Genomic DNA, 10,898 nt, shown 5'->3' with positions numbered 1-10,898 from the left:
AAAATTATACATTTATTACTTTGAGTTATAATGTGTTGCGAGTTATGCGAAATGATGGATACGTTGTCGATATATCGGTTGGGGAAATTGAAGTGGTCAGGTAAAACTGTACACCTTGATAGGTGTTTAAGTTAAGCGGCTGCTTCCATCATCACTGGCGATAAATAGTTGTTATAACTATGGCCCCGCTTAGTGTTGTAATGTTGTAATATATATTTGAGCGTGTCCCTTTCTGCTTCAGCATAATTGTTATAGCACTCTTTGGGCATCCACTCCGTTTTAAAACTTCTAAAAAAACGTTCCATTGGGGCATTATCCCAACAATTCCCACGTCGACTCATACTTTGAGTTAATTGGTATTTCCATAATGTTTGCCTGAATTGAAAGCTGGTGTAGTGGCAACCTTGATCTGAATGAAACATCACATTTTGTGGTCGACCACGACTTTCATAAGCCATTCGGAGTGCAGCAGTAGTTAAATCACTGTTTGGGCTATCTGAGCAGGCCCAACCCACAATTCTTCGAGCAAAGAGATCCATAACAGCGGCTAAATATAACCATTTATTACCCGCCCAAACGTATGTCACGTCGCCACACCAAACTTGATTTGGTGCTTTAACATTAAATTTTCGATTTAATAAATTCGGGGCAATTTTAGAGACATCTTCTGATATTTTATATTTATGTTTATTCGGCTGTTTACTTATAATATCGAGCTCTTTCATTAAGCTAGCAGCTTTATAACGACCAACATTTTCACCCTCTTGGGTAAGTTGACCAGCTATTGTCCTTGCCCCCGCAGAGCCTCTACTACGACTATGAATATCAACAACTTTTTGACGAAGTAATGCTTTTTCAGACGTAACAATACCGCGATTTTTAAGTCGATAGTGGTAGCTATTACGAGGTATTCTAAATAGCTTACATAGTGGCTTTATCGAATGAGGCTCTTTTGATAATGCTGCAATCAAATCTATCGTTTGATGCTGCCCTGCATTAAAAGAGCGGAAGCTTTTTTTAGAATATCGTTCTCCCACTCAATCTGTTTAATTTTTGCTTCGAGCTCTTGAATGCGTTTTTGTTCTGGTGTCATGGCTTTTGAGGTTGGTGTTATTCCACCATGTTCTTGCTTTAGCTGAGCAACCCAGCGACTCATTGCTGTATATTCGACACCAACAGCATTACATGCTTCTTGTATTGTGTAGCCTTTATTTAGGACTAAATTAGCAGCATCGTGCTTGAATGCGACTGAATAAGTTGTTCGAGCTTTTTTCATTATGTACACCATTTTGATATTAAGAGTATTTTATCCTATTTAGGTGTACAAGTTCATTAAGCCACAACATTATGAAGATATACAGCGTCAGGTAATTGTTTGCCTACTTTTAGTTGTGATATGAGTTCTTTAAATAGCGTTGCATTCATCTTTCATCCTTAAATTCTGCGGTTAAGTAGTTATCTTTATTATATCTTTTTCCAGGGTAACGTAAGCCTGTTTTTGGTGATGGCAACATGTATTGAATAAATTGGCTATTGTCTGAGCCAATGCTGACATGGAGTGGTTTATTATTGCCATAGAAGTAAATGCGGTCAAAGGGTAAGTGCTGCACGATATATTTTGCAATAACGCCCATATTTTCTTCAAATCCCTTGACGATAAAATCACAGGCTAAGCCTCCACGTTTGCATATAAGGTTGCCTCGATTATTTACTTCATGGCTTGTGTGTTGATCTAAAGTGGGTGCTGTATGTTGAGGAGATAATTTTTGTACTTTTTTATAGAGTTCAAAAGATGTGAAGCCATAGGTAATAGTTGTGAGACCAAAATGCTGTTCAATAGGTATTAGGATTTGTGTTTTATAATCATCAATCATTCTTTTGGTTTCGTTAGCAATTGGATCATTATTATTATCTAATTGCCAATCAGGATGACGTTTTTGGTACCAGTTTATAATGTTTGATGTATTTATATTACTCATGCCGTTTCTTCCAAATAAAGTTAAGTATTTTTCATCTTTGATGATTAGAATTTAGTCTGGTTGTGAACGGTGTTTTTAACCCCGGTTTTTATTGATGCGGTAATATCGCTTTAATCATGTTGTTAAAATAACATAAGGTCGCTGTGCCATTGACGATTAGTGTGATACTAAAACCATTTTTATATGAGGAGCTACATGACAGCAGCAGAGCGTATTTCTTTGAACATCAAACGTTCTAGGCGTTATGTTTTTGAACGTAAAGATTTTGAAAATATTGCGAGTTACTCTCAAGTAGGTCGAGCGCTTAATAAATTGATCGATAAACGTGAATTGATAAGGCTGGGCTATGGTTTGTATGCAAAAGCGAGATTAAATAGCCTTACTGGTAAATTGATGCCAACTCATCCAGGTGGAACGGACGCACTTATGCGTGAAATTCTTAAAATGAAGGGCGTAGATTTTGAAATGGACTCTTTATCTTTACAAAGTTTTGCTGGTGGAAGCACTCAAATACCATCTTCAGTAAATTACTCGTGGAACAAAAAACAATTTAATCGTCGATTGGTTATTGGTCGTCGAGTACTTCATTCTCCAAGCTAAAGATGAAAAACTATTATTTACTCATGAAGAAGCTGCCTTGTGCGGCTTCTTCTATATATGCACTCCACCAGCCTATAATCTCTTTACGTTGCTCTAAATAATCAGAGCGGTTGTAACTTGCCCTTACTTCATTTTGATCTGCATGTGATAAACACGCTTCAATAAGCAAACTATCAAAACCTTGTTCATGAAGGGCGGTAGAAGCGACTGAACGCAGCCCATGAGCGACTAATTCATCTTTTAATACTAGACTAAACAGAACAGTAGTATTCGCTGTAAAGGTTGCATAATTATTTGAATATTACTTACAAAGTAAGTCATCATTATACATCCATTTATCTTAAATTAGATTGAATTCTTAAGCAGGATATTATCCTTATAATTGACATTGATGTGCAACTATATGCTTATGATATTGTTGTGAATGGATATTTAATAGTACAAAAAGAAGGCGAAAAGCATAATAATACTCACACTTTAGTGCCCAAATGCGCATATGTTATGTAAAGGTATTGATATAAGTTCATTGTTTAGTGTCTAATGACCCCATCGAATTTAAGTATGGTTATTTGTTATTAATTAAGGAAGATATTGCAATAAAGCATACTAAATGCAATTGGCTGATTATAGCTAAGTAATAAATATTTCAGATAAAGAAGAGGCTTTTATTAAGCGAAATATTTATTGTGTTAGTTATAGTAAATATATTGTGTGTGTTTTATTCTCGATGGAGTGAATTATGCCAATTATATCTTTGCCTATACCGAATAAAGAAAAGTTATCTCTACGTTTAAATATATTATCTTGTACAGATTTATCAGATTTTATGGAGAAATTTTTTTTTCCTTGTTTTATAAGTACATCTAAAAGTAGCGAGATTAATATTTTATCTCATATTATTGAGTATGAAGATGGATGCTATATTGTTTCATCTAGAGTGACACCTCACATTATTCAGTGTGATTTCTCTAATAAAAAAGATTTTGTTTATTTTGTTTATTCAAGAAATAAAATCACATGGTGTAATGATAGGGGTAAAGGGGTGCTACAAAATGGCGGATTTATAATCTTCGATTGTAATAAACCATTTAAATATGAGTTTCATATTGAAACTGATGTTGTGTACTTTTTATTACCAAAATCTTTTCTTTGTGTTGGTAAGAATGTATTTGTAAATAATATTTGCTCAATAAAAAATACTAGATACGATGATGTTTTGATAGAGTTAATTCTTGGATTGTTTAATTATGACAATCAAGTGAAAGTGAAATTAGCAGCTATTACTAGTTTGTTAGCAATAGCATTATATGAAAATGATGTTGTCAATCTAGTAACAAAGAGCGAATCTGAATTCAAAAAAATGATAAGTTTAATTAGAATGAATATTGGGAACTCAGAATTATGTTTAAACTTTATTGCATCCGAACTTCATATGTCAAAAAGCAAAGCACAAAAAGTTTTTTATAAAAATGGAACTTCATTCAGAGTTGTTTTAAAACAATCTAGAGTAGATGCTCTTGCTATTAAATTATTGAGTGAGGGAAATAAAACAATAAATAAGATATGTTTTGATTGTGGGTTTAAAACTGTAGCAAATGCAAATATTCAATTTAAAAAAATACATCATATGTCTTTATCTGAGTACCGAAGAGTACAGAGGATAAAGAAAATAACAAGTTAGATTTATTATAATAAATAACCCTCTTATGTTAGTAGTTGATGTGATAATAAATAAATTATTTACTATTTATAAAAAGAAGAAACGTGCAACTTTTCTTAAAACAAAAATGGATAATATTCGATACCAGTTAATTCAAGCAGTTTGTGATGATGATAAGTATCTTCGGGATGAGTTGTTATTTATTTATGAATCATTACTTATTGATTTTGAATGTGTATATGAAGATTTAAATAATAGCCATAGATAAAGGATATATTAGTAATAGTTGTTTGTAATATAAATATAATGAGAGTAATGAATATAAAAATAGTTAATTTTTATCCTGATTCCTTTTTTGTGTTCATTAACACAAAAAAGGAATCAGGATGATGATAGTAGTCAGGATGATTTTTATTAATAATATATTTAAAATGGAATTAAACATGAAAACGAAAATCACTTTTGCAGCTGTTCTTTTGAGTACCCTTGTTTCAAGTTCTGCATTTGCGAATACTGGAACAATTAATTTTGTAGGGTCGGTATTTGATACTACTTGTGATTTTATTGGTGAGCAAAATGGTGCTCAAAATAATACGATTGATCTTGGTACAAGTGCCATCGATGTTGTGAATGCTGGTACAACTCCAATTGTTGATTTCTTATTAGTAGGAAAGAAAGCAAATGGTGAAGCATGCGAAGTTGAAGCGGGAAAATCTGTTGATGTTTCTTGGATTCCGGCAACAGGCTTATGGGATGCAATGGGTTTACAGAATACAGGTACAGCGACAAATACTGCAGTTAAACTAATGGATAAAAATAACAAAGCATTTAGTGCTTTTTATGAAACTGTACAATATGCAGCAGCAGATGCTGCTGGTGGTAAATTACCATTTAAAGCTCAATTAGTAAAAACAGGTGCTGATGCAACAGCCGGTACTGTGATTTCTGCTGCTAAATTTGCTGTTGCTTATAAATAAGCATTATTTGTAATCAGTAATAAAGGCCTTATTATTAATAAGGCCCTTTAGTTATGGGGTTTTATGAAATACACGCTTAAGAATAGACAAATAAAAAAGATCATATTCTTTGCCATTATTAATTTTGTTTTTTTTAAACCTCTCTATGCTCAATCTGAGTTAGATTTCTCATTTGTTCAAGGGCAAGGTACTCAAATTCCTGATGTCCTTAAACAGTCATCAGGGAATGTTCCTGGACAATATCTTATTGATGTATTTTTTAATGGTCAAAAAACTGGACGACAGGCATTAACAATAACAACTGATGATAAAGAAACGTTATGTTTATCATCAAGCTGGTTGACACAACTAAATTTGCCTATTAATTTTGAAAAGATGAACGCGACATTTAATATTACACGTCAATGTTATGACTTTAGTCGTATTAAAGGTGGAAAAATAACCTTTGATTATGGGCAACAATCTTTAAAGTTAAATTTACCACAAATTGTATTGTTAAATGGTACCCAACAAAAAGATTGGGATTATGGTACACCTGGTTTTCGCTTAAATTATGCAATTAATGGTAATAAAAGTTTTGGTTATGGCTCAATACCTGATACTGAAAATATTTATGGAAATATTGATTTTAATGCTAATTATGGCTTATGGGTTTTATCAGCAAAAACCAGTGGTACAGATAATGATGGCTTTACATCCCCAGATTTAACATTATCAACCGCAATACAGTCAGTACGAGGTGATTTAACTATTGGTAAGAGCTTTTCTCATTCTACTATCTTACCTGATTTTTCTTTTTATGGTGTATCTTTACGGTCTAATTCAGCGATGGTGCCGTGGAGTGCTCGTGGTTATGCTCCAATTATTGATGGGGTATTAAATGGAAATTCGCGTATAACGGTAAAGCAAGGTAGTTATGTTTTATATTCAAAGACACTGCCAGCAGGACCATATTCATTAACAGACATATCACCTGTGTCTAATGGTGATATTACAGTAACTGTTGAAAATGATAATGGAACGATTTCTACAAGAACTTATCCAGTCACAGCAATGCCTACATTACTACGCGATGATGATTTTAATTATAACTTTGCAACAGGTATTCGAGAAAATTCAAGTCAAATAGAAGGTATATTTGGGTTAGCTTCGTTAGATTATGGTTTAGATTTTGGTACAGTTAATGTTGCCTCAATAATACATCGTCAGTATCAAAGTATTGGTTCTGGTATTACATTACCAATTGGTGACTTTGGTGCTATTTCAACTAGCTTAAATATGGCTTGGAGTCATTACGAAGACACTGTACAACAATCTTTTTTGAAAAAAAATCAAAAAGGTATAAGTGCAATATTCCAATATGCAAAAGATTTTGGCCAAGATACGAATCTTCAGTTATTAACATATCGCTATACAGGTAGAGGATATAACGATTTTAGTAGCTTTAATCCTCAAAATATTCATAGTGATGGTGATAAACATAGTCGTTACGAAGCTATTGTTACTCAGCGTCTTGAATCTGCATATTTAAATATATCAGGTTGGGCGCAAAATTACCGTAATGGTAAAAATCGCGATATAGGAGCAAGTTTGTCGTTATCGACAACGGTTGGAAATATATCTCTTGGATTAGGTGGTTCTTATACAAAATCAGGCTCAACTGGATCACAATATAACACTTCTTTAAGTGTTAGTATTCCATTTGACTTATGGGGAAGAAATCAGTTTTCAAATAGTAGTGTGAGTTATGATTCGTTATACGGTACATCATTTAATAGTGGAATATCGTTCTCAATAAATGATGATATTAATCATAATTTAAATGTGAATGTGGGTAAAAATGAACGAACAGCATCGTTATATACTGGTGTTCGTTTTGATGCGGTACAAACAGGATTATCTATTTCTCAAAGTGAACAGTCGACAGCACTATCCGCTAGTATTTCTGGTTCAGTTGCTGGTGCAAAAGGCGTAGGATTTGCATATTCTAGACAACAAAATGACACAATTGCGATTGCCCATATTAATGAACTAGATGATATCAATTTTAATGGTTCATCTCCAACAAATATATGGGGAAATACTATTGTACCATTGAGTAGTTATCAACGTAATGATATTACTATTGATACTAATAATATTCCAGAAAACGTTGAGTTATTAAATAGTACATATCAGGTTGTTCCTACTAATAAAGCAATTATTGTTAGAGACTATAAATATATTAATGTTAGTCGTTATTTACTTAGGGTGTTAAACAAACAAGGTAAACCTTTTAATATGGGGACACAGGTTAAAACAAATGAGGGAACTGATGCGGGATTTGTGGCAAGTGGTGGTATTTTAGTTGCAACGTTGTTGTCAACACCAAAATTCTTAGAAGTTAAAGAAGATAATTTAGTTTGTCGATTAAATATTACGGGAATAAATCCTGGCAGTAATTATGTGACAGATGTTCGTTGTCAATAAATAAGAGAAAATTATGAGAATAAAAATATTAATATTATTAATGCTTTGTACTTTTTCACACTCAGCTTTCGCTGCTTTTATTTTAAATGGAACACGGTTTATTTATGAAGAGGGACGTAAAAATATTTCCATTGAAATTTCTAACGAATCAAAAGAAACATACGGAGGTCAAGTATGGGTCGAAAATGTACTTATTCCTAAAGATGATGTCGCATTTGTGCCAATGCCATCTTTTTTTAAGGTAGATGGTGGAAAAAAACAAGTTGTTCGTATAATAAAAGTTTCTGACAAGTTACCTCAAGATAAAGAATCTATTTTTTGGTTAAACGTTCAGGAAATTCCACCTGTAAATAAAGATAAAAATAACGTAATGGTTGTTGCTGTTAATACGCAAGTTAAATTAATTTATCGGCCAATATCAATAGCAAAAAAAAGAGAAAATGCTGAAGCTAAAATGGAATTGGTAAAAGAAGGTAAATATTATAGATTAAACAATCCAACCCCATATTATTTTGCAATAACAGAGCTAAAAGTAGATGGTAAAACTATAAAATTAGAAAAGGAATTAAGCCATAAACTTGGAATGGTATCACCTAAAAGCTCAATATTATTGAGTGATATTAAATTATTACCTACATCAATAGTAGTTATAAAAGCTATTGACGATTATGGTGCTATTAATGAGTATGAGGTTAAATAATATGAAAGTAAGGAGTATTTTTTTATTTATATCTGTTTTTATTAGTTTAAGTATTTCAAAAATAGTATTTGCAGTGAATGTAACATTATCACCTGGAGATACTTATATTGCACATGCTCCCTTATCATTATCAAGTGAATCAACATCATCGCCTAATGGTGGTGTATGTTTTGGTTTTGCTAAATCACAGGCACCAGATTATTTTTGTCAGCTTCCAATGAGTTATTCAAAAAGTGGAATTAAAGCATCTGTGTATTCCGCTTCTGCTGAAATAAAATATGAAGATATTTTACCGAAAATGGAAATAACAAATGGAATTATTACTTGTACATCAGGAAGCTGTAGTGATTCAAATAAGATAGCGTTATTTAAAAAATATTTAACAGGAACATCAATAAGTGATGAGGATGATTATTATTCCAGAGCTAATTTAAAAACGATTAAAATAACAGCATCTAATAAGGCAAAGCCTGGTACCTATATAATTCCTGTTTCTATATCTAATATTGATGGGGCTTATTGGAAGACAAAAAGATCCTTAGATATTTTTGTAACAGTAAGAAATACTACTTGTACAATGATGAATAAGGTAATAGATATTGGGCAAATTTTTCCTGGAAATAAAGCTACAAAAAAAATAGATTTAAATTTAGATTGTAATAACTCAATTAATGGAGCGTCTTGGAAGTATACAAATATTAATTATAATGGTACCGATAATACCAATTTGAAAAATGTCTTTATTAAGGTTAAGAATAACAAAAATGATATTTTAGAAAGTAATAAAGATTATTCATCTGTTGATGATTTAGATGAGATTTTTATTGAAATAGATGCAAGGGAAAATGCTCAAGGGGGTAAATTAAATGTGCCATTACGATTTACTCTTACCTATTCTTAATAGGAAAAATATATGTACATTTATAAATTATTACCAATTATTATTTTTATATCATTCTTTTCTTCAGCTAAAGAAGCAACTTCAATAGTTGTAGTCAATGGCATGATATCTATACCTACGTGTTTAATTAATGGCAATATTGATATGGCGACAGGATTAAGTCAGACTATCGATTTGGGTAGTTATACAACGTCTGATGTGATTTTTGAAAAAACAAAAAAAATTAATGTTCCATTAATTATAGATTGTTCAAAATCAACTGGATTGAATGGTATATCATTAGAGTTATCTACATTAGGTAATTATGGAGCTGTTGGTAGCTTTCGAAATGGTGTTATTAAAACAAGTTTAGATGGTATATCAATATATCTACAATGGAAAAATAGTAATCATTCTGTTGATTTGTCTGCAGGAGCTAAAAAAAACATCCCTAATACTAATAGTAGTAATATATTTGATGGAAGTATGAATGCTAGAGTATTACCTATTGTTGGATTTTCTTCTAATACAATAGAAAAAGGACGTTTTCGAAGTGGTATTAATGTAACATTAAGTTATTATTAGAAACGAATAGGTAAATTAATAAGGATACTATATTTAAAGAATCCTTATTGAATATGCTTTAAATATATTGAACGGTTATTATTTTTTTATTAGAGGTTGGGGTGTTCTTCTTGTCAATATGCTGAACAGTTGTACTTATTATTTGATTACAATTTGATTTTTTAACTATAGATGTATTTTGTAAATATGTTAGTTTAATATCACATGACGGAGTGATTATTTTTCCTGTAAATATTAATGTGTCTCCATAAGATAACTTTGTGAAAAATAATAAGCTTATCAAGATTAATTTTATCATAAAACATTCCTTTGTCTTTATGTTAATATTTTCTTATTGAATACATAATAAATATTAATGATGTTGGTGTTATTTGCTACTTAAAAAATAAATATTAAAGTGATTATTTAACCTTGTTCTAAAAAATCTATGTAAATAGTGATATTTTTACTATCTATCTTGACTATTTGTTTTTATTAAAAAAAAGATAGTTATAATTGTATTTTATCCTTTAGTGGTATCTTTAATTCCTTTATCATATTGATGTATGAAATGGTCAGGTTTATTGATGTGTTTAATATGCAAATATATTTGAAGTCAATCACAATTTTATATGTGTCTTGATATCTTATTGAAAATATAAATATAAAGTGATCTTAATAATGAAAGTTGAATTGATGATTGTGAATGACCAATATTTTGATTTATCATATCCATTGAAAAATGAATTTTCTATTGAAGGTGGAACAATTGGAGCAAATGTATATTGTGATTGGTGCCTAAATGACAATCGTTGGAAATTAAAAGATATTCACTGCTATATATCATTCGAAAATGATATGTTTTATATCACAGATTTTTCTGATCAGATTTATATTAATGATTCATTATTTGCGATTGGCTTTGATATTACTGTAAGATTAAATAAGAATGACATTTTGTATATAGGCCCTTATGTCATTAGGGTGAATTATTTAAAAGATACAATTAAGATCAAAATGATTGAATAACTCAAATAGTATCATTTTGAGAATGATGCATTTATTAATA

10 protein-coding genes and 1 pseudogene are annotated in these 10,898 nt (G+C 31.1%); 8 read left to right on the top strand and 3 right to left on the bottom strand.

The window, feature by feature from the left end; all coding sequences use genetic code 11:
- Positions 1–131 precede the first annotated feature (131 nt).
- A protein-coding gene (locus tag PAND9192_RS07995; RefSeq protein WP_087853318.1) for an IS3 family transposase occupies positions 132–1,276 on the bottom strand; the annotation gives its coding sequence in 2 pieces (ribosomal slippage) (positions 132–1,012 and positions 1,012–1,276; 1,146 coding nt in all).
- A 145-nt stretch (positions 1,277–1,421) separates the two neighbouring features.
- Positions 1,422–1,979, bottom strand: coding sequence for a hypothetical protein (locus PAND9192_RS07990; RefSeq protein ID WP_087853317.1), 558 nt, complete (start codon positions 1,977–1,979; stop codon positions 1,422–1,424).
- 195 nt (positions 1,980–2,174) lie between these two features.
- Here PAND9192_RS07990 and PAND9192_RS07985 point away from each other — a divergent pair, with 195 nt between their 5' ends.
- Entirely contained in the window at positions 2,175–2,579 is a 405-nt protein-coding gene (locus PAND9192_RS07985) for a DUF6088 family protein (protein ID WP_087853316.1), read from the top strand.
- A 13-nt stretch (positions 2,580–2,592) separates the two neighbouring features.
- On the opposite strand, the pseudogene PAND9192_RS20525 reads toward PAND9192_RS07985, so the two are convergent.
- Positions 2,593–2,832, bottom strand: a pseudogene (locus tag PAND9192_RS20525) (tyrosine-type recombinase/integrase); the annotation flags it as partial.
- 486 nt (positions 2,833–3,318) lie between these two features.
- Here PAND9192_RS20525 and PAND9192_RS07980 point away from each other — a divergent pair.
- The 7 genes from PAND9192_RS07980 to PAND9192_RS07940 all read left to right on the top strand — a co-directional run bounded on the left by PAND9192_RS07980 (position 3,319) and on the right by PAND9192_RS07940 (position 10,858).
- Positions 3,319–4,260 carry a helix-turn-helix domain-containing protein gene (locus PAND9192_RS07980; RefSeq protein WP_087853315.1) on the top strand — a complete coding sequence of 314 codons (942 nt, stop codon included), beginning with the start codon at positions 3,319–3,321 and terminating at the stop codon, positions 4,258–4,260.
- A 422-nt stretch (positions 4,261–4,682) separates the two neighbouring features.
- Complete coding sequence (locus PAND9192_RS07970) at positions 4,683–5,216, top strand: fimbrial protein (protein WP_144018086.1); 534 nt, start codon at positions 4,683–4,685, stop codon at positions 5,214–5,216.
- A 63-nt stretch (positions 5,217–5,279) separates the two neighbouring features.
- Positions 5,280–7,685, top strand: coding sequence for a PefC/AfrB family outer membrane usher protein (gene pefC, locus PAND9192_RS07965; RefSeq protein WP_087853312.1), 2,406 nt, complete (start codon positions 5,280–5,282; stop codon positions 7,683–7,685).
- Positions 7,686–7,698: 13 nt separating this feature from the next.
- Positions 7,699–8,385 (top strand): fimbrial chaperone, encoded by a 687-nt coding sequence (locus tag PAND9192_RS07960; protein ID WP_087853311.1) that lies wholly within the window; start codon positions 7,699–7,701, stop codon positions 8,383–8,385.
- A 1-nt stretch (position 8,386) separates the two neighbouring features.
- The gene (locus PAND9192_RS07955; protein ID WP_144018085.1) at positions 8,387–9,286 is read left to right on the top strand and encodes a COG1361 family protein; all 900 of its coding nucleotides are present in this window, start codon (positions 8,387–8,389) and stop codon (positions 9,284–9,286) included.
- 12 nt (positions 9,287–9,298) lie between these two features.
- Entirely contained in the window at positions 9,299–9,850 is a 552-nt protein-coding gene (locus PAND9192_RS07950; RefSeq protein WP_087853309.1) for a fimbrial protein, read from the top strand.
- 660 nt (positions 9,851–10,510) lie between these two features.
- Positions 10,511–10,858: an FHA domain-containing protein gene (locus PAND9192_RS07940; RefSeq protein WP_087853307.1), complete on the top strand. Its 348-nt coding sequence runs from the start codon at positions 10,511–10,513 to the stop codon at positions 10,856–10,858.
- Positions 10,859–10,898 lie beyond the last annotated feature (40 nt).

Source organism: Photobacterium andalusiense (genome assembly GCF_900185625.1).
In the GTDB taxonomy this organism is placed as follows: domain Bacteria; phylum Pseudomonadota; class Gammaproteobacteria; order Enterobacterales; family Vibrionaceae; genus Photobacterium; species Photobacterium aquimaris.
This window is presented reverse-complemented; position numbering and strand designations above follow the sequence as displayed.

Coding starts and splice junctions, on each gene's coding strand:
- PAND9192_RS07990 (WP_087853317.1), bottom strand. CDS start 1,979: ATGAGTAATATAAATACATCAAACATTATAAACTGGTACCAAAAACGT.
- PAND9192_RS07985 (WP_087853316.1), top strand. CDS start 2,175: ATGACAGCAGCAGAGCGTATTTCTTTGAACATCAAACGTTCTAGGCGT.
- PAND9192_RS07980 (WP_087853315.1), top strand. CDS start 3,319: ATGCCAATTATATCTTTGCCTATACCGAATAAAGAAAAGTTATCTCTA.
- PAND9192_RS07970 (WP_144018086.1), top strand. CDS start 4,683: ATGAAAACGAAAATCACTTTTGCAGCTGTTCTTTTGAGTACCCTTGTT.
- pefC (WP_087853312.1), top strand. CDS start 5,280: ATGAAATACACGCTTAAGAATAGACAAATAAAAAAGATCATATTCTTT.
- PAND9192_RS07960 (WP_087853311.1), top strand. CDS start 7,699: ATGAGAATAAAAATATTAATATTATTAATGCTTTGTACTTTTTCACAC.
- PAND9192_RS07955 (WP_144018085.1), top strand. CDS start 8,387: ATGAAAGTAAGGAGTATTTTTTTATTTATATCTGTTTTTATTAGTTTA.
- PAND9192_RS07950 (WP_087853309.1), top strand. CDS start 9,299: ATGTACATTTATAAATTATTACCAATTATTATTTTTATATCATTCTTT.
- PAND9192_RS07940 (WP_087853307.1), top strand. CDS start 10,511: ATGAAAGTTGAATTGATGATTGTGAATGACCAATATTTTGATTTATCA.